The sequence below is a fragment of the Vibrio rotiferianus genome (assembly GCF_002214395.1).
In the GTDB taxonomy this organism is placed as follows: Bacteria; Pseudomonadota; Gammaproteobacteria; order Enterobacterales; family Vibrionaceae; genus Vibrio; species Vibrio rotiferianus.
On sequence record NZ_CP018312.1, the window covers coordinates 2,195,381 to 2,221,028 of the forward strand.

Consider the following 25,648-nt stretch of genomic DNA (forward strand, 5'->3'; position numbering starts at 1 on the left):
GAAGTGTCAGATCTAGTCTGAACTAATACAAATTAAGAATAGAATTAAGCGACATTCATTGAATGTCGCCTTTCTACTTAAGTACTTAAAACTGTAAGATTATAGTGTAACGATTGATGGCTTAATCACTTTCCCTGTTTTGCTATTAACATAACCATAAAGCATGATCTGGTTGATAGCTCCACTAGTGTTGACACTAGAGCTATGTTTGATGTGAAACTGGGTATCGAACGAATCCCCAGGGTTTACATCTTGAAGTGAAAACATAGGGTAAGCTAGTGTAAAACGCTTGAACAACAAATTGAACAGTGCGATCACATTCTCGATATCACCATTATTTCCGTTAACAGTTTCGCTCTTAGCATAGTCCCAGAGGTTTGAGATGTTCTTTTCTTGGATACCACAAGCGATCAAACCTTGAACCGAAGTATCTTTAAAAATTCCAGATAGAGAGTGACGAGTCTGCTCTGATAATCGACCATATAACTCAAAAGCTTGCAGGTCATCACTAAAGTTATCTCTATAAAACTCAAGCTTTTGGCTTAACGTAATGACATCACTCTCCAACCGTTTTTTATCTTCAACTTGCGCAGACAGTTGCTCAACTGCAACATTAGCTTCCTTTTCAAGACCAAGTAACGATTTCAGCTTTTCAAAAAATTTATTCAATTCTTCGTTCTCACTCTCAGCTTTTTGAAGACTTTCTTTTACAAGCACTAATTCAGAATTATCTACGTTAGATTCTTGGTCATTTTCTAACAGTACCTCTGAACAATCTTTCTTCTCATCGACTATTTCACGAATCTTAGCTTGTATTTTTTCATCTTCCAAAGCTTCTAATAGCGTTTGAATATCCATTGCAATTACCTACGTCTGTAATCTCTGGTTTTTTTCCGATAGAAAGCTTGAAGACTTGTCCCGTCCGATAAGTCCTCTGTTTCCACTGTAGAGGCTAAATCAACTTCAGATTCTATTTCTACAGACGAAACACAAGGCTCAATTAGATCGGAAATCGTACTAATTTGAGGGTAACTTGTTATGACTGCGCCGCCAAAGACCAACTCTTCGGTTAACCAACCAATCTCTTTTTCAGAGTGTTCAAAACTTTCTGCAATACTTATTTCAACATCAATCTGAAAATCAATGTTATCTGAAACAATGACTAGAGCGAGTATTTCTCCATCAACGTATTCAATCTTCTTTTTGAAAAGATCCCAAAAGTTTTCCTGAGGTATAGCTAATTCACCAGCAAATAGAATAGATTCAAGCTCACCGCCAATCACTCGGTTAGCTTGAACTCGGTTCTTCTTTGCCTGAATAATAAAATCAGACATTTAGGACTTTAACTCCATCACCTTATCTTCGATTTGCTCAGTAGTCAGTTCTGGCTCAAGCTTTTGATAAGCTTCAACTAAAGCGCTCCCATGCTTGTGGCTTTCATCAATGCTTAACTCATCTTTTAAATACAAGCTGTAATCATCCGTATTTAGATTTTTTTCCTTGTAAGCTTTAATCGTGCCAATGATTTCTTTCGCTTCTAAGTCTTGTGCGGCAACTGTTGCCATAAATGCTGGACTCACAACTGTATCAAGCTTCTCATTGATACCTTTCAAGGTAATAGAAGCACCGATCGATGATCTTGCCAATTTCTCAGCATCGCTCAGGCTATCAAACTTCTCTTTATCAATAACCACATCGTTTCTTAAGTGATCAATGTACTCACTGATTGAGTCAAAATCCTCTGGAGTCTTCTCACTCAACATAGCCTTCTCACCAAGCTCTTCCATATTCTCTTCAGGACGAATAATCCCTAGAGATATACCAACATTTTTTATCGCTTCTCCAACTTTCACCGCTAGGCTAACACCAAGACTAGCGATAGAGGTTGCTACATTGGCAATTCCTGAACCAATTTTTGACGCAACACTACCAATAGCACTACAGGCGCTACTTACAAAGCTACTAACACTGCTCCAAAATCCCATAATACTTAGCCTCTTACCTTAATATCTTTTTTAAATTCTTCACTCTGGTGCAACGAAATACGAGCTTCACGATCTTCACTTAAGCAAGAAAGGAAATCATACAGAGTCGCTTCTCGGCTCTCTTTATCTTTTTTACTGCTCGGGTTATAGCAACATAAAGAGATGTATTGATGCATAAACTTCCAACCGAATTTATCTAAATATTGAGTAAATCGAGTTCTGTCTTTTTCTTTTCCAATGGAGTCATACCATGCCTGCGCAACTTCTCCATGCAGAAACTGCTCAACATCCTCAATGGATGGCTGTTCATCCAATAGCTCTAAGCCCTGAATCAGCCCAGACTTGAAATTTTTAGCATAATAACTGAGCGCAAGTTCACTAATTTCTTTAGGAGAAACATCCCTTTCATTAGTGGTGCTAACAAGTTCTTTAATTTGAACTTGAAGCGGCTTACTCATCCCTGAACTAGATAAAATAACTCGACCTGGCTCAAGGTTCGATAGGAATTCTTTCTGTTCATCAGAAAGCGCCATCGTATTACCTACCGCTTCTTTGTCATCTCTTGCGAATAACTTATGGATGATCTTCGTGTTGGTGTTCTTCAACACTTCTGGAGTAAGTTTATTTGGGATTTGGTCAACAATAATCAGTGACTCACCATATTTGCGAACCTCAGCTAACATATCTGCAAACGCTTCGACACCTTGTTTTTTATTCTGGCTATCACCAGGTTCAAACTTCGACAGCAATCGGTGTGCTTCTTCGATGAGTGTTATATGACGGAACTTCTTGCCTTTACTTTGATACTCATAATGATTCGCTCGAATTGCTTCATTTAGATTTGCGAGAACAAAGCCCATAACTAGTGATTTTTCACTTGGGTTACGGATCTCTTCAAGCTCTAAAATCACACTTTTAGTCGCTAGATCTTTGAAGTTGATAGATCGAGGCGTATTCAGCATTAGTCCTTTAGAACCGATGAGCAAACCTTGTAACCTAGCCTTTATCGAACCAATATAGTCTTGCTTGAGCCTATCATCGAAACCCTGATCCATAACCACTTGTTCAGTCATTGCGATTAGATCACTAAGAGTCGGAAATGCATAAACGCCAGGAGCAAACGGGTCATCGAATCGCTTGTTCTTAGAAGTGGCAATATTCCACCCTTTATCCTCATAACATCTATAGATTGCTGCTTCTATTAACTGAGGAATAGCGGCTTCCATATCAAAAGCAGACTCGATACTAGCCTTTATCATATCCACACGAGACGTGATATTTTCATGTGGAAAAAACTCAAACGGGTTCAACCTGAAAGGGGCGACATTATCATTCCCAAGAGTAAAGATAAGAATGTCTTTGTTCTTCTTGGTTAGTACTCGATACTCTGTTTTAGCTGGCTCGATAACAAGGAATGGCATCTTTGCTGATTCGAGCAAACGATGGCAAGTCGTTGTTTTACCGCTACCAGTCACTCCAGCGATGAAGGTATGCTTATCTAGATCTCGTTTATCAATGTTCACATCGATATTTTGATGTAAGCCACTTTTGACCAAGTTACCTAAGTAAAGTTGATTTTCGTCTTCTATTTCTGAGCTTACATTCAAACCAAATTCAACTTCTTCTTTAAGCGTTAAGCCAACGACTTCTTTTTGCGGTAAGCCAGCTACGACACTTAACTCATTAGTTGAAAGCCAGTTGCACGAGTATTTACTAAATGGGTTCTTAGATAAAAGTAAAGCAAGTTGCTTATTACTGCTTTCTGTTACCTTGAGGGGATTATTGCCTTCTGTAAGTCCTGGGAACTGAAAGTTCTTAACCGATTCAATTTCATTCTTATTGGTTATATTTTTTATGGTAAGGGGAGACTTGTTTGTCTCTTCACCAGAAAATATAGAACGAGCGGTGTTACCAAGCTTTAATACGTTAGCTACCGTGTTTGATAGCAGGTAGATATTTGATAGATAAAGCCCTTTATTTTTACCCACCTGAACACGCTTTAGCAAAACCTCATCAATATAGTTAAGCCACTCCTGTATCGCTTTATCAGAAAACTCTCTCGATTCACTAGAAGAGTTCCCTTTCTGCTCTGAAGAACTACTACCTACATTCTTAGCAATTGATTTTGACGTTGTCGTACCTTTGGTTTTTGACTCAGATCCACTTTTATGTTTGTTGTGATCATTTTCAGCAGAACTTTTCGATGTACTCTTACCGTCACCACTATCACCAGTACCGTTGGTTATTGTGACTGACCTACCAGTGTTTTGAGTGATACTCAAACCATCATTTTGTCCTGTAGAAGTAGTCTCGGTAGCCCCTTCAGTTTCGCTAGTTGTTTTTGAGAAACTATCTCCAGTCTGAATACTTCGCTTAGATAATGGCAATAACTTGTCATAGATGTTATGTAACTGATTTTCAATTTCAGAGATTTCTAATAATGAAAGAGGATCAGCCATAACAGCTAAACAGAACTCATCACCACTCATGATATCTACCAATCGGTCAACACCTTGAAACTGCTCATTTTCTTCATGAACACTCGGGACACCCTCTAACTTTGCAACATGTGTAAAATCAGAAATGATATTTTTAACAGCAAGCCTTTGTCTCTTATTTAGCTTTTCAACCACACTCCCTCTAAAGTTTCCCTCTAGAGATGGCTTAAGAATTGACTCACCAATATCATCAACATCTAATGACAACTTTCTATTGAACCTTTTATCCTTCGCTATTCCGAAGCAAAAGTAAACTCTATCTTTGTCTCCCATCAAAAGATAAATAAACGTGACCCCCTCAACTGTCAGTGCATTTAATACATTTTCAAATGCCTCTTTTCGTGGAGAGTCTTCATCAAATGTCACTTCCTTAATATGATACAGTGAGAATTCATGCTCAAAGATCTCTATCGGTTGCTCTATAGCTTCAACGGAATCTGTACCATGCCCCTGAACTTTTAAAAGTTCAATTAATGATTTTTTAGACATCTACTGCTCCTAGCGTAATTCCATTACTGCATCTTCAACTTCTTCTGCACTCATTGAAGGGTTGGCCGTCTGATAAGCATCTACGAATGCATTACTATGCAGGTGAGTCTCTTCGATACTCAACGAGTAATCCAGATACTTCTGAACATCATCTGCATTTAGACCGCTAGCTTCATAAGACTTAACAAGAGCAATCGCTACTTTTGGATCTATATCAAGGTTGCTAATTGCATTTAAAAATGGAATCGATACATCGGCTTCCAGCGCTTTCTCAATACCTTTTGTGGCAATAGCCATACCAACGGCTTGGCGTGTAATAACGTCAACAGAATCAGTACTAAGATTTTCAACATCAATCTCTACATCATTTCGTAAGTAATCAATGTAATCATTAATCTGCTCGAAATCCTCTGGCTTTTTCTCTGCTGCTATCGCCTTTGCACCAAGCTCATCAGCACGCTCATTAGGCTTTAAGACATCAACCGCTAGGCTGATGGCTTCTACTGTGTTAATGACCTTCGGCAAGTTTTTACCAACAGTTTCAATCACTATAGGGGCATATTTCGCAATCATGGGACCTACAGTAGATGCAATCTTAGTAATTGCAGTAATGATGCTTGGAATCAGGGTTGGAGGAACAATCATCTTTTTACCTTATAACTCAATACGTTTGATATCATTTAGGTATTGCGCATTGGCAATATCTTCTTCATTTGCAACAACATACTCAATGGCAGTTGGCGACACGACTCGGATATAAACCAGTGCATCTTCATCCGTTACATCAAGCTTCACGACTTTCTTCTTAATACTGCTATCACCAATCGAAACCTGACCTGTGCTTGAACTTGGCTGATCGGTAAAGAAGATTTCAAACGTGTCATAGTAGGCATCAATAAATTCATTCCACTGGTTAAACTTCGCTTCTCTATCAACTAGTGGTCTAAACTTCTTCTTTCGGCTCTCACCCAAATAGTATTTGAAGCGTACATCTTCATCAGCGATGTTATGGTCGACAACTTTCACTCTGCCACCTTCACGAGATTCGATAAGACCAAATGCGACACCCGTTTTGCCTGTTGGTTTTTCAACATCATCCCTATCAGCACCTAAAGGTGCAAATAGCTCAAAGCGGCTCTCACCTTCTGGTACACCCATCTCTTGATGTTGGATAGCTATATGGCTTTCAAATAGCATACTTACGAAGCTTGACTGGCTAGAGTTACCCGCAAGGAATATTTTTACATTATCGATATCTGCTAAAGCTAATCGACTGTGGCTAAACGCCAAACGTAACGCTTCAAAGAAGTTCTTAACTCCTCGTTCAATACGATTCGTTAGAATAAGGTTCAATTCTTCTTCATCAATATCAAGGGCAAAAGCCGAGTGTTGGATACCGTTGATATCTGTCAATGTAACGGAAAGCTCACCAGACGCATCGAATGAAAAATCTTCATGTTCTTCCCAGAATGGGCGTAGTGCAATACAGAGCTGCTTGGTGTTCATTTTTGCTTCTTGGGAATTGCTCAGAAGCTGCTCACTACCCGCAAAAGCATCTTTCTCTGGATGTTTTTCAAACTGGATCCCTTTCTCAAGCAAAACTTTCTTGTTCTTCTTAAAGACTTCAAACGCAAGCAACTCCAGCAAGTTTTCACCACCTAAGAATTTGTCACCACCCGCACCAAAATGCTCAATAACATAGTCGAATCGTCTTTTATCTTTGCGGTCAGTTGGCTCACTGTAAATACCAAAGTCGAAGTCTGTTGTGCCACCACCGAAATCGAACACACTATAGAACACACGTTCATCATCTTCTGGTTCAAAACCATACTGTTGCAGTGCAGTAAGCGCATAAGCCGCAGGTTCGCTTGCACCTTTGGTGACAGTTAATCTACTTATCGTTTCTTCACCAAGTTCTATTGGTAGTGACTTCTTCAGACCTTTTTCAAAGCTTTCAATGATTTTGTCACGAATAGGCACTTCGTATGTCACAGGGAAAGACAAGATGTAATCCATAAAGATGCCATTGTTCAGGTTGTTGATGTACAACCCTAAAAAATAGGCGTAGATTTCAATTGGATTGAAATCGTCATCAGTCAACTCAAGAAATGGTGGTAAGTCGATAATCTTACCGTGCTGACCTACGATCTTCAGTTTTCTATTTTTGTCACCCGCCCACTGTTTAATTTCGTCAAGAAAAGTGTTGAACTTGCTTGATTCACTACCTTGCATTGAATTTTGTGCAGTGTGGGAAATTGTTAGGTCTTTCCAGCGAGTGTATGGCTTGTTTGCTTTTGCATTATAAGCACTGGTGAAAGACTCAAGGTTGATAAACTCCATGATGGTTGGATTTTCGTAATGGTGAGATGCTATCTCTTTACTAAGGTCACCTGTACCAATGCGCATTGGGTGAATATTGACGTTATCTTTTTGGTATACAACGACTGTACTTTTTGTACCAAAGTCGATTGCTACTACGCCATCGTTGATACTTGATTTTGGGTCTCGTGCAACTAATGGGGGATTAAGTGTAAGCACCTCTTTACCATTTTTGATTAACTCATCTTGCCAAAGAGACCAATGACCTAGTTCCGTATCTGTTAAAATTTTCTGATGCAATGGTAGTGTATCCACTCTCACGCAGTCTTCATTCAGCAATATACTTGATACTTCTTGCCTCATAACTCCATTTAATAGTTCTTCTAATTCATCAATATTGACATCTAAACCTTTGCACAATTTGTGACAGCTCATAAGTGTATGGTAAGCATATTCAGCTTTTATAGTTCGTGGAATAAAGCCATTACTTATCAATTCAATGAACAGAGCTTTATCATTCTGTTTCTTACTTAGTGTCGAACTTGGAAAAAAGGGGATTGGAAAACCACTCCCGCCATTCCTGCCCCATCGACCTGAGTCTAAATCATGTCGAAAAGTCGAATTCCCACCATCAGAACAAAGGTAAAAATCACTATATTTTGGGCGCTTAGCTTTGATAGTAAAAGGAGCCTCACTTAGGGAGTAAAGACAGCGGAGTTGAGATTCACTAGGTAACATCCAGTTATTTATAGGATCTTCTAAGCAACTGTTAATGTATAGATTCACCTCATTTAGAGAACCACCACTGTGAACATGATCGATGTAAGACATATCATCTTCTATCAGCCAGTATCCGCCCGCATTTTTGTCAAGATATATACCATCAACGCAAGCCAACCATCGTCTATTAGAAATTAGAGGTTCAACTATTTTATACACGGAGTTAAGCAGATCTAGTATCAAACCTTTTTCAGATGAACCATTAATAAAGAGTTCTACTTCACGTGCATAGAAACTATTCAATAAATCGATTCTATTAAGAATTAAAGGTTTAGCTTCAGCTATTTCGTTATCTAGACACCAACTATTGACTAATTTTGTTTTCATTTTATTAACCTAACTCTATATTCCAAATATTATCTCTGAACCCATCAAGCCACTGCTTAAGCATTTTTGAGTTAACGACTGTCGCTTTTATGTGTAGCCAATTATCATATTCGTCAATTTTTTGATCGGATGATAATGGAGTTTCAATCAAGTAATACCCCATTTGTTTGTTGATTGAAAAAGAGAGATTTACCAACTCCCCTTCACCAAACCCAAACCGTCCATCAGCATCATACTGACTTAATTTAAATTCTTTCGGGCGCTCAAAACCAAAAGAAGACACTATCGCCTTACGCACACGATGTACTGCAATAGTTCGTTCATTGTCATAGCCATCAAACCTGCATACTAAGTACATTCGCTGACCTTGCTGTGCCAACCCCAAAGGCATCACCAAAGCAGATTTCTGCTCTTGTTTAGCGTTGTAATATTCAAGGTTTAATAAACGATCATGAAAAAGGGCATCACTTATCGCCTTGAATACTTCGGTTGATATTGTGGGTGGTAGAAGGGGTTGCGTTTCACTGACTACTCTCACTTTCTTTAGCCACTCCCGTTCTTTTGAGCAATCACGAGTGGGGTTGAGCTTATGTTTAGCCTCTTTAAAGAAACCATCAAGTGAAGCAGTGATATTCACAGGCAAAAGCTTCACCAAATACTCTTCGGCTAGACTGAGCAACAGCGCTTCTTGTGCAGACAATTTAGGTAACGCTATGCCCTCGCTGCTTTTGTTCCAACGATAACCATAAGGCTTACTGCGTTCATCTCGGAGGATATCAAAATGATCACATAGCATTTCAAGGTTACGTTGAATTGTTCTTAGGTCTCGCTCAATACCAATATGCTGTAGCTGCTGATGCAACTCCTTCGCGGTGACTTGGTGGGACTTCGGTATGCGCTTCAGGATTTCAAACGCCAAAGCTAACGATTCTTGTGTGCTGGATTTTTTCGCCATGATTACTTAACTATTTTGAAGTTACTCACTACTTGAGTAGAACGGCACTTAGGGCAAAAGAAAACCAACTTATGTTTTTTCACAAACTCATGCTTACAGCTCAAGCAAATGAAAAAATATGGTGGGGCATCTATCACGACTTATGCTCCTTACTGAATATCAACGATACCGATAACTTCAAGGTTTTCGCAAGTTAGTTATCAAACCAAGCTAATATAACGTGATATGTGACATGTTGTGTCGTAGGTAAATGGGTTCTAGACCTTTTTTAAATAGTATGGCGCAGTGAAAAGTATTCCGATTTTACAGGACGCTTCAGATATGGGCATTGCTAGAGAAATCAAAGCTATCTGCTTTGATATGTCTACTATTGGGCTTGTAGGTATATAAAGAGAGGGCGGGAAAAGTACGTTCTACCAGAATATTGAAGTATATCTATAGGCGGAAAATCACTTTTGCTTGAGCGTATTAATTACAAGTGATTACATTAAGCTACACGCTTACCCGACTATTTAGCCGACTACAAACGCCAGAAACGACAAAGGCCTGACAACTTGATAAGCTGTCAGGCCTTATAGAATATGGCACGCCCTATAGGATTCGAACCTATGACCACATCCTTAGAAGGGACGTGCTCTATCCAGCTGAGCTAAGGGCGCGCTACAGGGACAGGATTATACGAGTTCAAACGCTTAAATCAACGGGTTTTCATAACATTCTGATCTGAGTGCCTAAAAAAAGGGCATTGAAATGAGAAATGTTCAAAAACACCACAAAGCAAACGTTTGCGTATGGATGTCTCACAGTTTTTCTGCGACAATGCGCAGCGATTAATTTGCCTTCTCAATTTATTAAGGAAAGTCATGACTGCTCAAAATATTGATGGAACCCTTATCTCCCAAACTGTTCGTTCGGAAGTTGCGGCTCGAGTGAAAGCTCGCAAAGAAGCAGGACTACGTGCGCCAGGATTGGCAGTAGTTTTAGTTGGCGAAGATCCAGCATCTCAGGTATACGTTGGCAGTAAGCGCCGTGCGTGTGAAGAAGTTGGTTTTGTATCTAAGTCTTTTGACCTTCCTGCAACTTCATCAGAAGAAGAGTTGTTGGCTCTGATTGATGAGTTGAACAACGATGCAGAAATCGACGGCATTCTTGTTCAGTTGCCACTTCCTGCTGGTATCGATGCAACACACGTTCTTGAGCGTATTCACCCAGAAAAAGACGTAGATGGCTTCCACCCTTACAATGTGGGCCGTCTAGCGCAGCGCATTCCTAAGCTTCGCTCTTGTACACCAAAAGGCATCATCACTCTTCTTGACCGTTACAACATTGAGCTACGTGGTAAGCACGCGGTTGTGGTTGGCGCATCGAACATCGTTGGCCGCCCAATGACGCTTGAGCTGCTTCTTGCTGGTTGTACAACAACGACTTGTCACCGCTTCACAAAAGACCTAGAAGGTCACGTTCGCCAAGCTGACCTAGTTGTGGTTGCCGTTGGTAAACCAAACTTCATTCCTGGTGAGTGGGTTAAGAAAGGCGCGGTTGTGGTCGATGTGGGCATCAACCGTCTTGAATCTGGCAAGCTAGTGGGTGACGTGGAATACGATAAAGCACGTGAGAATGCGAGCTTTATTACCCCAGTACCGGGCGGCGTTGGCCCAATGACGGTAGCAAGCCTAATTGAGAACACGATGCTGGCTTGCGAGCAGTTCCATACGAAGAAATAAAGAATTACCGATACTGAAAGGGCTCCGCAAGGAGCCCTTTTTGTTTGGAGCAACAACCCCCTCTAGCTCCCCCTTGAAAATGGGGAGGACCGGACTGAGATCGCTTTTAGTTCGCTGACTTATTCAAATACCCAAACTGGATTTAGTTCGGAGTAGCAATCCCCTCTAGCTCCCTCTTGAAAATGGGGAGGACTGGAATGAGTTCGCTTTTTGTTTCCTGACTTATTCAAATACCGAAGCTAGATTTAGTTCGGAGTAGCAATCCCCTCGAACTCCCTCTTAAAAATGGGGAGGATCGGGCTGAGATCGCTTTTACTCATGAAATTACAGCGAACATCATATTAATTGTCGGTTGGTGTTTCACACTAAACGCGCTCAGGTCTAGTCCCCTCCCCTTTCTAAGGGGAGGGTTAGGGAGGGGTTGAGAACGCAAAGGAAGCACAAGTGCCACAACGAACTTTTAATTTAAAATACCAAAAGCCAATCAGAAGTCGATTACGTGCAAATATGCCAAAACCTGAAGAAGTACTCTGGCAAAGAATCAGGCGTAAACAGCTTGGCGTAAAATTTCGTAGGCAGCATGGCATCGGTCGCTACATCGTTGACTTCTATTGTCCAGAATTAAACTTGGTTATTGAGATTGATGGCGATAGCCATTTCTCTGATGAGGGGAAAGAAAAAGACGCAATGAGGGATGCATTCATGGAAGCATTGGGAATTAAGGTTCTGCGATTCACCAACGAAGAAGTGATGAATCAGACCGAGTCCGTTTTGGAAAGGTTATTCAATTTAGTTCGGAGCAGTAACCCCCTCTAGCTCCCCCTTGGAAAGGGGGAGGGCCGGAAAGAGAACGATTCAACTAATGCAATCGCCACAGAAATTATATTAGCTGTCGATTGACGCTTCACAATCAGCGCACTCGGGCCTAGTTCCCTCCCCTTTCGAAGGGGAGGGTTAGGGAGGGGTTCTGTTACAAACTCAAAATCACGCCAGCGATTGATGCACTCATCAGGTTAGCCATCACACCAGCAATAATTGCTCGGAAACCGTGTTTAGATACAAAAGCGCGCTTCTCAGGAACAAGTGAACCTAGGCCACCAATTAGCATTGCCATGCTTGAGATGTTAGCAAAGCCACACAGAGCAAAAGTCACAATCGCTTGTGAATGGGCACTCAGTTGAGACTTCACGTCAGCCAATTGAATGAAAGCGACAAACTCGTTCACTACGATTTTGTTACCGATTAATGAGCCTGCAGTGATGGCCTCATTCCAAGGAATACCAAGCAACCAAGCGACAGGAGCAAACACGTAACCAAGGACTAATTCAAAACTCAGTTGAACACCAAACCAATCACCAACCCAGCCTAGCACACCATTAAGTAGTGCAATCACACTGATGAATGCCAGCAAAGTACCACCAACAGAGATAGCAATACTGACACCTGCCATGGCACCATCCGCCAAAGCTTCTACCACGTTGGTTGCACGCGGGATCTCTACTTGGCTGATATCGATATCTGGTGCTTTTACCTCATCCTCTGGCATCAGCATTTTCGCCATCAAAAGACCAGCAGGTGCAGACATAAATGCCGCAGCTATCAAGTAGTTTAAATCCACCCCTAAAGAAGCGTAACCAACCAAGGTACCACCAGCAACAGAAGCCAAACCACCCGTCATTACCGCGAAGAACTGAGAATCCGTCATGTGCTTTAGGTATGGCTTCACCATTAAAGGAGCTTCAATTGTGCCCACAAAAATGTTCGCGGTTGCAGAAAGCGATTCCGCACGGCCAATACCCAATAACTTTTGGATACCGCCACCAATGAAGTTGATGACTCTCGGCATTACCCCTAAATGATACAAACCAGAGATTAATGAAGAGAAGAAGACGATAATACCAAGGACATTAATCGCAAACGTGAATCCGCCAGTCGCAAGATTACCAAAAAGAAATGCGATACCTTCTTGGCCATAGTTGATCAGTTTAGAGACGACGCCACTTACCGAACTTAACGCTTCTCTGCCTGCTGGTACATACAGCACTAGTAGTGCAAACAGCACTTGAAGAGCAAACGCTAAAGATACCGTTCTGAGCTTGATATTTTTTCTGTTTGTAGAAAGCAGCCATGCTACGAATAGAATGGCTACGATACCAATAATTGAGTTCATAAAGTGGTTCCGACAAAAGGGGGATAGGAAAGGCGTCGGATTCTATAGAGAGAAGAAAAAGCTGCAAGTTGGGTATGTTAACAGTGTGAAAAGTCAGCCTGATTACTATTTAATCATAAATGTAACCAATTGAAATGATTAAACTTAAACGTTTGCCTCTTTATATTATTTCCATTTGGAAAAGATGTTTCTGAAACCAGAAAAATTTTGTGACTTAAATCACCTTCTGTAGTCACTACTTTGGTAAAGAGATGTATGGTGCTAATTTCTGATCCCAGTGACAAGGCGTGCCAATCCTTTGCTTAATAAAATCGATCACTGCGGAGATCTTTTTCGGCATGTGTTGACGGCTTGGGTAGACCGCATAAAACGGCATCGATTGACTTGCTTTCCAGTCTGGTAACAGCTGAATCAACTTACCAGTTCGGAACTCATCACCAAGCAGATAAGTGGCTAAGTAGGCAATTCCCCACCCCGATATCGCAGCATCACGAACCGCTTCTGCTAAGTCAACCGAGTAGTTGCCTGATACTTTGACGTTAAGCTCTTGCTCGCCTTTAGTGAAAGCCCAACTGGTGTAGTCACGCTCCCAACTTCTATATATCAAACAATTGTGTTGAGAGAGCTCATTGGGTTCCGTGGGTGTGGTGTGCTTTAACAAATATTCTGGTGAGGCCGCTACAATAAACTGGCAATCTGTTAATCGCTGTGCAATGTAGCCTTCTGGTAGGCGCTCATTGTTGGTGATCCAAAGGTCTAACCCCTCATCTAACATATCCACTTTGTAATCAAATAGGTGAACTTCTACTTGTAACTGTGGGTACTGTTCTCGCAATTCTTGAATCGCAGGAATAATATGTAAGGTGCCAAATGACTGCGATAGTCCCAATCGGACGAGGCCCGCCACTTCATCTCTTTGGCTTTCCATTTCGAGCGTGGCGCTTTTCACCGCTTGTAAAACTTGCTCACAATGGTGATAAAAAGTTCGTCCAGCCTCCGTCGGGGTGAAGCTACGTGTGGTGCGTTGCACAAGCTTAATGCCTAGAGATGCCTCTAGTTGACTGAGCTGCTTACTGACGTGAGACACGGACACACCTAGGCTCTTAGCCGCGGCGGTAAAGTTCTTATGTTTGATCAACGCAGAGAAGATCACCATTTGTGCAGCACGTTCAGATAACACGCAAACCTCGATAAAATTTGAGAAAACAAAGGGCTCCGAAGAGCCCCTTTCATATTCACTGATTAATTAGAATTAAGCACTTAGAAAGTGATGCGGTCAGCTAAATGACTTACCGCTAGTGCGAAGTAGTAAGAGCGGTTCCACTTCATCAATACGTTGTAGTTGTTGTACACCAAGTAAGTACGGCCGTTTTCATCGTCTGGCATGATTAGCCAAGCTTTGATGTCTTCATCCAGTTTAGGTAGCGGACTACCATCGTACTTAGTAATGCCCAACTTGCTCCACTCTTGCAGGTACTTGCCTTTTTCAGCACCACGACCTTCAAGGTTATGATCAATACCATGCGGCACTTTTACTTGACGACCCCACGTGTATTTATCGTCCCAACCAGACTCACCTAAGTAGTTAGCGGTTGAGGCAAACACATCTGCTTCTGATTGCCAGATGTCTTTCTTACCGTCGCCATTGCCATCTGCGGCAAAACGCAAAAATGAGCTAGGCATAAACTGACACTGTCCCATTGCACCAGCCCACGAGCCTTTAAAGTTTTCTAGCTCGATATGGCCTTGATCAAGAATTTGTAGCGCAGCCATGGTTTCTTTGCGGAAAAACTCTTCACGTCGACCTTCAAATGCCATGGTCGACAACGCATCGATAACGCGGAAGTTGCCAGTGAACTTGCCGAAATTACTTTCCACGCCCCAAAGCGCGACAATAAAACGCGGTTGAACACCAAACTCATCGCCAATGCGTTTTAGCTCTGCGTAATGCTCTTTGTATAACTGCTTCGCTTGTTTAACCTTCCACTCAGGTACTGCACGAGGGATATACTCGTCCAACGTCAGTTTTTTTTCTGGCTGGTTTCGGTCCGCTTTCACCGCGCGTGGTTTGTATTCAACATCGGCAAACGCGGCACTGATGACTTGCTCAGAGATACCTTTATCACGAGCTTCTGCTCGCAGTTTATTAAGGTATTCGTCAAATCCTTCGCTACTAGCAAAAGCCGAAGTACAAACCCCTAAGCTAAGCATCGTTGCCAGTATTTTTTTCATATTGCCCTCCTTGAGCAAGGCAGATCACTCAATAGCAAACCGACTTATTGTTCGTCTTTCTGTTGAGCTTTTTGTTCTTTGTATTTTTCTAATAAATTTTCTGGTGGTGGCGGCAACTGAAGGAAAAAGCCTTCGTTTTGTAATGAAGCTTTCACTTTCTCGACATCCACTTGCGCTAAGCTACGACCTTCTAGTTTGATCGTCATAACCGGCATAGGCTTACCGAACATCTGCATAAGTGTGTCAGGCACCTGTGAAAAATCGTCTTTTTTCGGGATGTAGAGGTAAGCGCCTTCTTTCTTGGAACTTTTATAAATAGAACAAAGCATGACAAGCCTTTTGTGCTGATTTCCGCCATTTTGGGGCGGATTTAAATAAAAACGTAAAATTCTCGCAAACTTGATAGCAAAAATGAGATTAAATCACTTATTTGCCCTTAAGATAACTTGCTGCGTCAAGGGATGAAATATAACATGACATACCTAGTTTAAGGCAACGCTCTTTCAACAGAGGCAAGAAGTCCACGATGACCCATTCACCTGACCTTAAAGGTAGCAGTTTTACATTGTCTGTTTTACACCTTTCTGACAATGAGATCGTCAAAACTGTCGAATTTTTGCAAGAAAAGGTTTCTCAAGCTCCTTCTTTTTTTGCGTCCGCCCCATTGGTGATCAATATAGCAAAAGTCGAAGGCGATATTGATTTTAGCGCATTGAAGCAAGGTATTGCTGATGCCGGCTTTATTCCGGTTGGCGTAACGGGTTGCAAAGACAAACGCGTACAAAACCTTGCCTCTGAAGCGGGCTTCGCCATTATGTCTGCTAGTAAATCTCCTGCAAAAGCACCAGCGAAAATGGCACCAACTAAAGTGGTGCGCACACCTGTTCGCTCTGGCCAACAGGTATACGCCAAAGATGGCGATTTAGTCGTACTCGCGCATGTTAGCGAAGGGGCTGAAGTCATTGCCGATGGCTCTATTCATATTCACGGAACATTACGTGGCCGTGCAATCGCAGGAGCAAGCGGACAAAGCGAAGCTCGAATTATCTGCCACAATTTACAAGCTGAGCTAATCTCCATAGCGGGTGACTATTGGCTTAGTGATCAAATTGCGAGTGAGTTCTGGAAACAAAAAGTAATGATCAGTAAAGCAGAAGAATCATTACATCTTGAGACTCTCACGATTTAAGTTTTAAAAAGGAAATAAAATGGCACGCATTATTGTTGTAACGTCTGGTAAGGGTGGCGTGGGTAAAACCACTTCTAGCGCAGCCATCGCTTCTGGTCTTGCCCTCAAGGGTAAAAAGACAGCGGTGATCGATTTCGATATCGGCCTGCGTAATCTCGATTTAATCATGGGCTGCGAACGTCGCGTTGTTTATGATTTCGTTAACGTTATTAATGGTGAGGCAACGCTGAACCAAGCGTTGATCAAAGACAAACGTACCGATAACCTGTTTATTCTTCCTGCTTCTCAAACTCGAGATAAAGATGCACTGACTAGAGACGGTGTACAACGTGTGTTCAACGAGATGGGTGAGATGGGTTTCGATTTCATTATCTGTGACTCTCCAGCAGGTATCGAGCAAGGTGCCCTAATGGCGCTTTACTACGCCGATGAAGCGATCGTAACAACCAACCCTGAAGTCTCTTCAGTACGCGATTCAGACCGTATTCTTGGTATTCTTGATTCTAAATCACTTCGCGCTGAGCAAGGTTTAGAGCCAGTGAAGCAGCACCTTCTACTGACTCGCTACAACCCTGGCCGTGTAAACCAAGGTGAAATGCTGAGCGTTCAAGACGTAGAAGAGATCCTGCATATTTCCCTACTTGGTGTTATCCCTGAAAGCCAAGCTGTATTGAATGCATCAAACAAAGGTGTTCCTGTTATTTTTGATGAGAATACAGATGCTGGTATGGCGTACTCAGATACCGTTGACCGCCTACTGGGTGAGCAAGTTGAATTTCGTTTCCTTACTGAGGAGAAGAAAGGACTCTTTAAACGACTATTTGGAGGCTAATAATGTCACTATTGGAATTTTTCCGACCTCAGAAGAAAGCATCAGCAAGCCTAGCGAAAGAGCGTTTACAAATCATCGTGGCGGAACGCCGTAGCCAAGATGATCCTGCGCCTTCATACTTACCGCAACTTAAGGAAGACATCCTTAAAGTGATCAGTAAGTACGTGGCTATTGACCCGAACATGGTTGACCTGACGTTTGAGCACAAAGACGATGATATTTCCGTTCTTGAGCTCAACGTGAAGTTGCCAGAAGACGAGAAGTAATTACTTTTCACCTTTGCCTGAGTACCCTCCTCTTCGTCATTCTGAACAGCGAGGAACGAGCGTGATTCAGAATCTGTTACCAGGGCGCTCGAATTGTTGAGGTATGGCTTTGGCTTCAAAGCGAGCTGTGAGTAGACTCCTAGTCTCACTTAGATTCTTACAGTTCGCTAGATTATCTGGAACGACTCGGTAGCTTAGCGTCGTAAGATGAGAACTTCAGGCAAAATACAAATGCGTGTTACAAAAAAGGTTGGCCTATTTGCCAACCTTTTTCGTTTATCTTGTTTTGAGTAGTGCTTACTTGAGAATCTTATCCATCTTCTCACCGAGCAACTCTAGACGCCAACCTTGCATCACGTCCGGTAGTCTCGCTGGATCACGATCTTTCTTCCAAACCCAACTGATGATTTGGTTAATCTGCTTTTTCGACGCCAAAAACTCGGTCGCTAAGCCAGATTTTTGAGACGCTACTTTCACTACGTCCTTCATGTTCTTGAAGATTTGCTTGTAGCCAGGGTAATCCATCAAACGTTCAATAGTAGCAGGGTACTCATCGGCTGGAGTGAGCTTCGCTTGCTTGACGATAGCCGCTATACGCGCACCATGACGATTGATTGCGCGAATATCAATACCTTCGGCTTCCATCTTCTTGAAACTCGTCAGGCCAAGGCGTGCCACTGTGAGCAAGTCCCCTTCTTTGAAGATAAAGTTCAGCGCAAGATCGCGCTTTAGTGCTTCGCGGTAACGCCAAGTTGCAAGAGGCTTAAGAATGGCTAACTCACGAGGTTTTAGCTGCCAAGCGCCTTTAATATCAAGGTAGGCGTTGTCTGGGTTCGTATTACGAATACGTTTAGAAACCAGTAGGTCGCTTTCTTGCTGAACAGCTTCCCACCAGCCTGCTTCCGTCACCTTATCGAACAACTTCTCATAGAGAGGCAGCAAGTAGTGAACATCCGCGGCGGCATAATCAAGCTGCTTTTGTGTTAATGGACGTGCCATCCAATCGGTGCGAGATTCACTCTTATCCAGTTCCACACCAAGGTATTCTTCGACTAGCGTTGCAAAACCGGTTGAAAGTCCATGGCCAAGAAACGCCGCCATAAGCTGAGTGTCCACCATTGGGAATGGCGTGCAATCAAAGGCATTTTGGAAGACTTCTAGATCTTCACCGCATGCGTGTAGAACTTTAAGTACTGAGGTGTCTTTAAGTAACTCAACAAATGAACTCATGTCGGTAAGTTCAGTTGGGTCAATTAGGGAAAGTTGCTTGCCATCGAAAAGCTGAATCAAGCCTAGCTGCGGATAGTAAGTCCTTACACGGACAAACTCAGTATCCAACATAACGACATCTGCTTCTCGAGCTAGAGCGCAAACTTGTTCTAGGTCTTTGTTTTTAGTAATAATTTGATAATTCACATGCTTCTCGCTATAAAAAAATGCCAGCAAAACGCTGGCATTCTAACATTAATTATCAATAAATGATTGTTGCACAAAGAAATCCGCTTATGCGCTCTTCTTCGCGAGCTCTGCGTCGTTTTCTTCACGCAATACGCGTCGAAGGATCTTACCTACGTTGGTCTTAGGTAGATCTTCACGGAACTCAACCAACTTAGGTACTTTGTAGCCAGTTAGGTGTTGGCGACAATGTGCAATGACTTCGTCTTTAGTTAAGCTTGGATCACGTTTAACCACGTAAATCTTCACTAACTCACCAGAAACTTCGTGAGGCTGACCAATAGCAGCGACCTCAAGCACTTTACCGTGCAGAGCAACCACGTCTTCGATTTCGTTCGGGTAAACGTTGAAGCCAGACACAAGAATCATGTCTTTCTTACGGTCGACGATGTGTAGGAAGCCTTCCTCATCAAACTTAACGATATCACCGGTCGATAACCAACCATCTTCGTTGATCACTTCTTTGGTCGCTTCCGGACGCTGCCAGTAGCCCTGCATAACTTGAGGACCACGGACTTGAAGCTCACCGGTTTCAGTGTTTGGTAAGCCGTTACCTTCTTCATCAACGATACGTACTTCCGTTGATGGCACAGGCAGACCGATAGAGCCGTTGTATTCCACTAGGTCATGCGGGTAAGCCGCCACGAGCGGAGAACATTCTGTTAGGCCGTAACCTTCTAGTAGGTAACATCCGGTTGTTTTCTGCCAACTCTCTGCAACCGCGCGTTGTACTGCCATACCACCACCTACTGCTAGGCGAAGGTTACTGAAATCTAGCTCATGGAAATCTTCGTTGTTTACCAATGCATTAAACAGCGTATTTACGCCGGTAATCGCGGTGAACTGGTGCTTCTGCAGCTCTTTCACAAAACCTGGAATGTCACGTGGGTTGGTAATCAGTAGGTTATTGCCACCCATTTCGATGAATAGTAGACAGTTCACCGTCAGCGCAAATACGTGATAAAGCGGCAACGCCGTCACAACCAGTTCACGCCCCGGAGACAGAACGGGGCCATACGCGCCTTTCGCCTGCATTACGTTCGCAATCATATTGCGGTGCGTCAGGATTGCGCCTTTGGCTACGCCCGTTGTACCACCGGTGTACTGAAGGAACGCAATATCATCGCCAGACATAAATGGCTTCACGTACTGAAGACGACGACCTTTGTGCAGCGCTTTACGCATTGAGATTGCACCAGGCAGATCGTACTTAGGTACCATGCCTTTCACGTACTTAACTACGAAGTCGACAAGCGTACCTTTCGCACGTGGCAGCATTTGACCAAGGCTGGTCAGAACTACGTGCTTAACAGGCGTGTTTTCAACGATCTGCTCAAGTGTGTTCGCGAAGTTAGAAACGATAACGATCGCCGTTGCGCCAGCATCGTTTAGCTGATGCTCTAGCTCACGGGGAGTGTAAAGTGGGTTCACGTTCACCGCGATACAACCAGCACGCAAAATACCAAATAGCGCGACAGGGTATTGCAGCAGGTTTGGCATCATAAGAGCAACGCGGTCACCCTTTTTCAGCTTTAGTTCGTTTTGTAGGTATGCGGCAAATGCGCGGCTACGCTCTTCCAATTTGCGGAAGGTCATGACCGAGCCCATGTTCATGAATGCCGGTTGGTCTGCGTATTTTTGTACAGACTGCTCGAACATTTCTACCAAAGACTCATATTGCTCTGGATTGATGGTTTCAGGTACGTCACTTGGATAACGTGAAAGCCATGGTTTATCCACGATGTTACTCCTCGTTTATAACTGGCTAAAAAATAGCGTCCTTTTTATTTTGAGCACTATTACAGCACAGCAAACGTGCTTGAGCACGTAACTCTCAAACACTTGTTTAAATTTTGTTAACTACACCAAGAATTCGCTTTGCGACCTCGAGCTTTTGCTCTAAATGACAATGATGCCCACCCGCGACAGAAACCACATTCGGCGGATTTTCTCCCCAATCGACTTGGTTAGACTGTAAATGCTGAAATCCTTTGTCACCTAAAATGATCAGGTGCGGACAGCAGATTTGGCTGGTGATCGCATTCGCGTGATCCTGCGCCATACGATAAAGAGACTCGCATTTTAATTTGGCATCATGTCGCCAAAACCATTGGTTATCACGACATTCAGTTCCGCGCTCTACGATAGGCATCAACTGCTCGGCAGTCAGCTGATTCGCTTGCATGCGTAGCTTTAACGCCAGATCGAAAGAAGCGATGGCTCGCTCCGGTTTGTTACGTTGACGTTGTCGAGTGAGGACACCGCTACGCAGACGTTTAACGCTATTTGAAGGGTTTTCAGCGAGTGGGCCCGCCCCTTCAATTTGCACTAATGCTTCGACTTGCTCTGGAAAAGCAGCACTATAGCAACTTGCGATTAATGCGCCTAGTGAATGCCCTACTAACACCAGTCTGTTTGGCGATAATTCATCCAATAGTTGGTGTAAATCAGCAATGTAGTCATGAAAAGGATAGTAATTATCGGAGGATTTATGACTGGAGAGACCATGACCAAATAGGTCAATTGCTAACAAGTGAAGCTCCGGCGCTCTCTGGTGAATAGCATTCATCAGAGCCTTAAAACTGCCCGCATTATCCATCCACCCATGAAGAAAAACGACTGAACAAGCAGTCGTTTTTTCGTTTCCGATCTCTAGGGCAGCCATACTCCCAGATGGGAGTTCAAAACGGCGCTCATTAATCACAGATTACTTAACCTTCTTGATCACCTTGCCGTCTTGTGGGAAGTCATTTCTCATCATGCGGCAGTTAATGGAGTAACAAGGGTAGAAGTAAGTTGGCGTATCGTACATGCGTACACGCTCTTCAATCTTCCATAAGCGGTAGCCATCGCCTTTCACTACAGGGAAAATGTAAGGGTGCTCACCGATTTTGCCTTGCTCTTCCCCTGCACTTTTACCAACAACAGTAATCAGCCTGCCTTTGCTAAACGATACTGGTTCTAAATATCCATCCATATATACAACAAAGCGGCCAATAGGTTCTTTATCAATATTTGGTTTACCAGTTTTACTAATTGGGAGGTTCACAACTTCCAAACGGGTTTTATCTTTCAAGTTGTCGACTTGAGCAATAACGCCGCCGAGTCTTACGTCTTCCTTAACTTGACCTTGGGATTCTGCGAAGGTTTTGTAATCTGTCATGACTTGTTCTGTTGACGCAGTAAGCTCTTCTGGTAGGGAGCTACACGCGGACAAGCCAATCGTAACAAGAAGGGTAAATAAAATTCGTTTGGATAGGTTCATGTTTCCCCTTTAAAGGTTGTGTTGCAGTTTAGATGTAAATATCGACACCAAGCAATTGAGCGAGTTCCTCTTTTTTCGCTTGGTTCATTACACCCATATATTCTTCCATGGCTTTGCGAGCACGTCCTTCAGGCAAATCATATTGAATTTGAGCCCGATGTATTTGTGATTCATCAACCTGTTTGATGGAGTGCGCGACCGCATTCGCCACCTTTGATGGTTGGCCAACGGGTTGCTTTTGCTGACTTTTCTTTACCTGACTTTTTTTGTTGGTTTTCGTCGTTCGATTTGCACCGGGAACCAACGCAGGAGGTAAACCATTTATCGATGCCATAACGCTCCATCTTTATTTAGGGCGAAGTAAACTTCGCCCTAACTCAATAAGGATTATTCGCGACCTGGTAGCTTCTTCCAAGTCACATTGTCACGCAGATAAACTGGGCTCGACTCTTCTACTGGAACGGTATTGCCTTTCTCCAGCTCCTGTTTCGCCAAAATGACAATGTCTTGCGAATCAGGGTAAAGTACCTCACCAGCAGTTAGATTCAATCGAAGTTGACCTAACTCATCTTGGTATGCATCCCAACCTGTACCTGCGGTTGTCCATGTATTATCGTCAGCTTGTACTTCTTCGGCTAAACGCGCAGGTGGAATCACGCATTCTGCATCCACTCCTGCCCATTCACCATTCTCTTGACGAGTATAACGAGCCCAATAAACTTCACTCATGCGTGCATCAATTGCAACCGCAACATCAGTCGCACCGTGTCTGCGGTAGCTGCCTTGCGCCATGGCTGCAAGTGTTGAAACGCCAATCATTGGTAGATCTGCACCAAATGCTAAGCCTTGTGCAATACCAATACCGATACGAACACCAGTAAAGCTACCCGGACCACGACCAAACGCAAGCGCATCCAACTCTTGAAGGGTCAAACCGGCTTCTTTCAGAAGTTCATCTACCATTGGTAGCACTTTCTTGGTGTGATCGCGAGGTGCAACTTCACTACGTGAAATCACTTTATCACCCACTAATAATGCAACAGAACAATTTTCTGTTGCAGTATCGATAGCAAGAATTTTTGCGCTCATTTGACTCTCTATAACTCTGTTCTAAATGTAATTAAGGCCACTCTATGACTGGCTATCTTGTTCGGCTTTTAGGAATGTTTTGATTCGTTCTAGATCTCGTGTTCTTGGGATCGGAGGTAAACTTGCTAAAAAGATCCCACCATAATCTCGTGTGACCAAACGGTTGTCACAAATGATTAATGCACCGTGATCTTTCTGATCTCGAATCAAACGCCCTACCCCTTGTTTTAACGTAATAACGGCGTCCGGAATTTGCACTTCTGCAAATGGCTCACCACCACGTAACCGACAATCTTCAATACGTGCCTTAAGCAATGGATCATCAGGGGCTGTAAACGGTAATTTATCGATGATAACACAGCTCAGTGCATCACCTCTAACATCTATCCCTTCCCAAAATGCACCAGTGGCCACCAGCAGTGCATTACCCAGCTCCATAAACTCGGCTAGGGTCTTCTGTTTACTCATCTCACCTTGCATGAGTACTGGCAAATCCAGCACTTCACGGAAGCGCTCTCCTAGCTCACGCATCATACTGTGCGAAGTACATAAGAAGAAACAACGTCCGTCATTCTCTTCAATGACAGGCGCGAGCATTCGCACCAGTTTGTCGGCTAAGCCTGGGCTGTTTGGCTCAGGTAAATAACGAGGTACACATAAACGCGCTTGCTGCTCGTAATCAAACGGAGAAGGCAGGGAAAACTGTTGTTTTGGCTTCAGCCCTAAGCGTTCAGTAAAGTGCTTGAAGTCACCAGAGACAGCAAGGGTTGCTGAGGTAAAAATCCACGCACCTTGTTTGATTTCGATTTGCTCATGGAATTTATCCGCCACCGAAAGCGGTGTAATGTGCAGGGCGAAATGGCGCGGAGAAGTATCGTACCAGTAGGAATAACCGGTGATGTCTACGTCACACACTCTGTCGATCCGACCTTTGATAAGGTTGGCACGCTCAAACGCGGTATCCAGCAATTGGCTTCTACCCAACGCCAGTTTTAGTACATCGATGGCAAGATCTAGGCTATCAATTAAACGTACCAGTTCACGCTTAATCGATTCCGATTGCAGAGCCTCACGCCAGTTGCCACGAAAACCAGGTTCACCTAATACAATGCGCATGTCCATGACACTTTGCATCAGTTTATCCCCCACTTTTTGCAGTTGACGCATGTCTTTCGCTTCTGTGCGGTAGGCAATTTCAATATCTTTGGCAAGCTCTTGGATCTGACGGCTGGAGATCGACTGTCCGAAGTATTCGCTGGCGATATCTGGAAGCTGGTGGGCTTCGTCGAAGATGAAGACATCTGCCTCAGGGATCAGTTCGCCAAAACCCGTTTCTTTTATCGCAAGATCGGCGAGGAACAGATGGTGGTTTACGACAACGATGTCCGAATCCATCGCACGTTTACGTGCTTTTAAGACGAAACAATCAGTATAGCTCGGACACTCTTTGCCTAAGCAGTTGTCGTTGGTTGAGGTAATGGTTGGGATGATCATGCTGTCTTCAGGCAGATCTTCACAATCTCCTAAATCGCCCGTTTTCGTTTCCGAAGACCAAGAGCGTACCTTGACCAATTGAGTCAGCAGTGTTGGATCTGCTTCGTTGGTGTGGCTTTCGACCATCTGTCGACTTAAGCGATCTAAACAAAGGTAGTTAGAGCGACCTTTTAACAATGCTACTTGACCATAGAATCCCAGCGCATTCACCATCAACGGCAGGTCACGATGATATAGCTGCTCTTGTAAGTTCTTAGACCCGGTACTGATGATGACTTTTTTGCCACTCAATAACGCAGGCACAAGGTAAGCGAAGGTTTTACCTGTTCCCGTCCCTGCTTCAACCACCAGCTGAGTTTGGTCTTTGATCGCACTGCTGACGGCTTCTGCCATATCGATTTGGGGCTGACGAGCTTGAAAACCAGGTATAGCTTTACCTAGCGCACCATCAGAGGAAAAGGTTTTTGCGATCATCCACTTTTTGCCTGAGCGAGAAAAATTGCCGAGAGTATACCAAAGAACGGGAAAGGATCACGAGGTGACAAAAGTGCAGAAAGTGAGCCGGGGCGAGCCAATAAT

23 protein-coding genes and 1 tRNA gene are annotated in these 25,648 nt (G+C 43.2%); 5 read left to right on the forward strand and 19 right to left on the reverse strand.

Going from position 1 to position 25,648, the window contains the following annotated elements:
- Positions 1-99: 99 nt before the first annotated feature.
- From BSZ04_RS19205 to BSZ04_RS19240, 8 genes are all read right to left on the reverse strand, one after another.
- Positions 100-858, reverse strand: a complete 759-nt coding sequence (locus tag BSZ04_RS19205) for a hypothetical protein (protein ID WP_088881166.1) — start codon at positions 856-858, stop codon at positions 100-102.
- 5 nt (positions 859-863) lie between these two features.
- Complete coding sequence (locus tag BSZ04_RS19210; RefSeq protein WP_088881167.1) at positions 864-1,334, reverse strand: hypothetical protein; 471 nt, start codon at positions 1,332-1,334, stop codon at positions 864-866.
- A complete protein-coding gene (locus BSZ04_RS19215) occupies positions 1,335-1,985 on the reverse strand; it encodes a hypothetical protein (RefSeq protein WP_088881168.1) in 651 nt (216 codons plus the stop codon).
- 5 nt (positions 1,986-1,990) lie between these two features.
- A complete protein-coding gene (locus tag BSZ04_RS19220; protein WP_088881169.1) occupies positions 1,991-4,972 on the reverse strand; it encodes an ATP-binding protein in 2,982 nt (993 codons plus the stop codon).
- Between the two features lie 9 nt (positions 4,973-4,981).
- Positions 4,982-5,617 carry a hypothetical protein gene (locus tag BSZ04_RS19225; protein WP_088881170.1) on the reverse strand — a complete coding sequence of 212 codons (636 nt, stop codon included), beginning with the start codon at positions 5,615-5,617 and terminating at the stop codon, positions 4,982-4,984.
- A 9-nt stretch (positions 5,618-5,626) separates the two neighbouring features.
- Complete coding sequence (locus BSZ04_RS19230; RefSeq protein ID WP_231896308.1) at positions 5,627-7,654, reverse strand: acetate and sugar kinases/Hsc70/actin family protein; 2,028 nt, start codon at positions 7,652-7,654, stop codon at positions 5,627-5,629.
- A 748-nt stretch (positions 7,655-8,402) separates the two neighbouring features.
- Positions 8,403-9,353: a helix-turn-helix transcriptional regulator gene (locus tag BSZ04_RS19235; RefSeq protein ID WP_088881172.1), complete on the reverse strand. Its 951-nt coding sequence runs from the start codon at positions 9,351-9,353 to the stop codon at positions 8,403-8,405.
- A 582-nt stretch (positions 9,354-9,935) separates the two neighbouring features.
- A tRNA-Arg gene (locus tag BSZ04_RS19240) sits at positions 9,936-10,012 on the reverse strand.
- A 204-nt stretch (positions 10,013-10,216) separates the two neighbouring features.
- Here BSZ04_RS19240 and folD point away from each other — a divergent pair.
- Both folD and BSZ04_RS19250 read left to right on the forward strand, forming a co-directional pair.
- Positions 10,217-11,077, forward strand: a complete 861-nt coding sequence (folD, locus tag BSZ04_RS19245) for a bifunctional methylenetetrahydrofolate dehydrogenase/methenyltetrahydrofolate cyclohydrolase FolD (protein ID WP_088881173.1) — start codon at positions 10,217-10,219, stop codon at positions 11,075-11,077.
- A 444-nt stretch (positions 11,078-11,521) separates the two neighbouring features.
- Complete coding sequence (locus BSZ04_RS19250; protein WP_088881174.1) at positions 11,522-11,893, forward strand: endonuclease domain-containing protein; 372 nt, start codon at positions 11,522-11,524, stop codon at positions 11,891-11,893.
- Positions 11,894-12,047: 154 nt separating this feature from the next.
- Here the strand turns inward: BSZ04_RS19250 and BSZ04_RS19255 are convergent, their stop codons facing one another.
- The 4 genes from BSZ04_RS19255 to BSZ04_RS19270 all read right to left on the reverse strand — a co-directional run bounded on the left by BSZ04_RS19255 (position 12,048) and on the right by BSZ04_RS19270 (position 15,808).
- The gene (locus BSZ04_RS19255) at positions 12,048-13,247 is read right to left on the reverse strand and encodes a NupC/NupG family nucleoside CNT transporter (RefSeq protein ID WP_071235582.1); all 1,200 of its coding nucleotides are present in this window, start codon (positions 13,245-13,247) and stop codon (positions 12,048-12,050) included.
- Positions 13,248-13,482: 235 nt separating this feature from the next.
- Entirely contained in the window at positions 13,483-14,427 is a 945-nt protein-coding gene (locus tag BSZ04_RS19260; protein WP_010446893.1) for a LysR family transcriptional regulator, read from the reverse strand.
- A gap of 80 nt (positions 14,428-14,507) precedes the next feature.
- Positions 14,508-15,479 (reverse strand): lytic murein transglycosylase, encoded by a 972-nt coding sequence (locus BSZ04_RS19265; protein WP_010446891.1) that lies wholly within the window; start codon positions 15,477-15,479, stop codon positions 14,508-14,510.
- A 44-nt stretch (positions 15,480-15,523) separates the two neighbouring features.
- Complete coding sequence (locus tag BSZ04_RS19270) at positions 15,524-15,808, reverse strand: YcgL domain-containing protein (RefSeq protein ID WP_010446889.1); 285 nt, start codon at positions 15,806-15,808, stop codon at positions 15,524-15,526.
- Between the two features lie 197 nt (positions 15,809-16,005).
- Between BSZ04_RS19270 and minC the strand changes: the two genes are divergently transcribed.
- Genes minC through minE form a run of 3 tightly spaced genes read left to right on the forward strand, consistent with a single transcriptional unit; the run spans position 16,006 to position 17,766 of the window.
- A complete protein-coding gene (gene minC, locus BSZ04_RS19275; protein ID WP_010446887.1) occupies positions 16,006-16,668 on the forward strand; it encodes a septum site-determining protein MinC in 663 nt (220 codons plus the stop codon).
- A gap of 19 nt (positions 16,669-16,687) precedes the next feature.
- Complete coding sequence (gene minD / locus BSZ04_RS19280; protein WP_010446885.1) at positions 16,688-17,500, forward strand: septum site-determining protein MinD; 813 nt, start codon at positions 16,688-16,690, stop codon at positions 17,498-17,500.
- A 2-nt stretch (positions 17,501-17,502) separates the two neighbouring features.
- Positions 17,503-17,766, forward strand: a complete 264-nt coding sequence (gene minE, locus BSZ04_RS19285; RefSeq protein ID WP_010446883.1) for a cell division topological specificity factor MinE — start codon at positions 17,503-17,505, stop codon at positions 17,764-17,766.
- Positions 17,767-18,063: 297 nt separating this feature from the next.
- Here minE and rnd read toward each other — a convergent pair whose 3' ends face one another.
- From rnd to BSZ04_RS19320, 7 genes are all read right to left on the reverse strand, one after another.
- Complete coding sequence (rnd, locus tag BSZ04_RS19290; protein ID WP_088881175.1) at positions 18,064-19,182, reverse strand: ribonuclease D; 1,119 nt, start codon at positions 19,180-19,182, stop codon at positions 18,064-18,066.
- 87 nt (positions 19,183-19,269) lie between these two features.
- Positions 19,270-20,961 carry a long-chain-fatty-acid--CoA ligase FadD gene (gene fadD, locus BSZ04_RS19295; RefSeq protein WP_038884822.1) on the reverse strand — a complete coding sequence of 564 codons (1,692 nt, stop codon included), beginning with the start codon at positions 20,959-20,961 and terminating at the stop codon, positions 19,270-19,272.
- A 106-nt stretch (positions 20,962-21,067) separates the two neighbouring features.
- A complete protein-coding gene (locus BSZ04_RS19300) occupies positions 21,068-21,922 on the reverse strand; it encodes an alpha/beta fold hydrolase (RefSeq protein ID WP_088881637.1) in 855 nt (284 codons plus the stop codon).
- A 6-nt stretch (positions 21,923-21,928) separates the two neighbouring features.
- Positions 21,929-22,486, reverse strand: a complete 558-nt coding sequence (locus BSZ04_RS19305; RefSeq protein ID WP_010446875.1) for a Slp family lipoprotein — start codon at positions 22,484-22,486, stop codon at positions 21,929-21,931.
- A 28-nt stretch (positions 22,487-22,514) separates the two neighbouring features.
- Complete coding sequence (locus BSZ04_RS19310; RefSeq protein WP_010446873.1) at positions 22,515-22,820, reverse strand: hypothetical protein; 306 nt, start codon at positions 22,818-22,820, stop codon at positions 22,515-22,517.
- 53 nt (positions 22,821-22,873) lie between these two features.
- Positions 22,874-23,575 (reverse strand): tRNA (adenosine(37)-N6)-threonylcarbamoyltransferase complex dimerization subunit type 1 TsaB, encoded by a 702-nt coding sequence (gene tsaB, locus BSZ04_RS19315; protein ID WP_010446871.1) that lies wholly within the window; start codon positions 23,573-23,575, stop codon positions 22,874-22,876.
- Positions 23,576-23,617: 42 nt separating this feature from the next.
- Positions 23,618-25,543 (reverse strand): DNA repair helicase YoaA, encoded by a 1,926-nt coding sequence (locus tag BSZ04_RS19320; protein ID WP_088881176.1) that lies wholly within the window; start codon positions 25,541-25,543, stop codon positions 23,618-23,620.
- Positions 25,544-25,648: the final 105 nt, after the last annotated feature.

Excerpts from the sequence above, each read along its gene's own strand:
- folD (WP_088881173.1), top strand. The coding sequence starts at position 10,217 with ATGACTGCTCAAAATATTGATGGAACCCTTATCTCCCAAACTGTTCGT.
- BSZ04_RS19265 (WP_010446891.1), bottom strand. The coding sequence starts at position 15,479 with ATGAAAAAAATACTGGCAACGATGCTTAGCTTAGGGGTTTGTACTTCG.
- tsaB (WP_010446871.1), bottom strand. The coding sequence starts at position 23,575 with ATGAGCGCAAAAATTCTTGCTATCGATACTGCAACAGAAAATTGTTCT.
- BSZ04_RS19310 (WP_010446873.1), bottom strand. The coding sequence starts at position 22,820 with ATGGCATCGATAAATGGTTTACCTCCTGCGTTGGTTCCCGGTGCAAAT.
- minD (WP_010446885.1), top strand. The coding sequence starts at position 16,688 with ATGGCACGCATTATTGTTGTAACGTCTGGTAAGGGTGGCGTGGGTAAA.
- BSZ04_RS19225 (WP_088881170.1), bottom strand. The coding sequence starts at position 5,617 with ATGATTGTTCCTCCAACCCTGATTCCAAGCATCATTACTGCAATTACT.
- BSZ04_RS19255 (WP_071235582.1), bottom strand. The coding sequence starts at position 13,247 with ATGAACTCAATTATTGGTATCGTAGCCATTCTATTCGTAGCATGGCTG.
- BSZ04_RS19220 (WP_088881169.1), bottom strand. The coding sequence starts at position 4,972 with ATGTCTAAAAAATCATTAATTGAACTTTTAAAAGTTCAGGGGCATGGT.
- BSZ04_RS19270 (WP_010446889.1), bottom strand. The coding sequence starts at position 15,808 with ATGCTTTGTTCTATTTATAAAAGTTCCAAGAAAGAAGGCGCTTACCTC.
- BSZ04_RS19320 (WP_088881176.1), bottom strand. The coding sequence starts at position 25,543 with ATGATCGCAAAAACCTTTTCCTCTGATGGTGCGCTAGGTAAAGCTATA.
- BSZ04_RS19215 (WP_088881168.1), bottom strand. The coding sequence starts at position 1,985 with ATGGGATTTTGGAGCAGTGTTAGTAGCTTTGTAAGTAGCGCCTGTAGT.
- minC (WP_010446887.1), top strand. The coding sequence starts at position 16,006 with ATGACCCATTCACCTGACCTTAAAGGTAGCAGTTTTACATTGTCTGTT.
- BSZ04_RS19205 (WP_088881166.1), bottom strand. The coding sequence starts at position 858 with ATGGATATTCAAACGCTATTAGAAGCTTTGGAAGATGAAAAAATACAA.
- BSZ04_RS19235 (WP_088881172.1), bottom strand. The coding sequence starts at position 9,353 with ATGGCGAAAAAATCCAGCACACAAGAATCGTTAGCTTTGGCGTTTGAA.
- minE (WP_010446883.1), top strand. The coding sequence starts at position 17,503 with ATGTCACTATTGGAATTTTTCCGACCTCAGAAGAAAGCATCAGCAAGC.
- BSZ04_RS19230 (WP_231896308.1), bottom strand. The coding sequence starts at position 7,654 with ATGAGGCAAGAAGTATCAAGTATATTGCTGAATGAAGACTGCGTGAGA.
- BSZ04_RS19210 (WP_088881167.1), bottom strand. The coding sequence starts at position 1,334 with ATGTCTGATTTTATTATTCAGGCAAAGAAGAACCGAGTTCAAGCTAAC.
- BSZ04_RS19305 (WP_010446875.1), bottom strand. The coding sequence starts at position 22,486 with ATGAACCTATCCAAACGAATTTTATTTACCCTTCTTGTTACGATTGGC.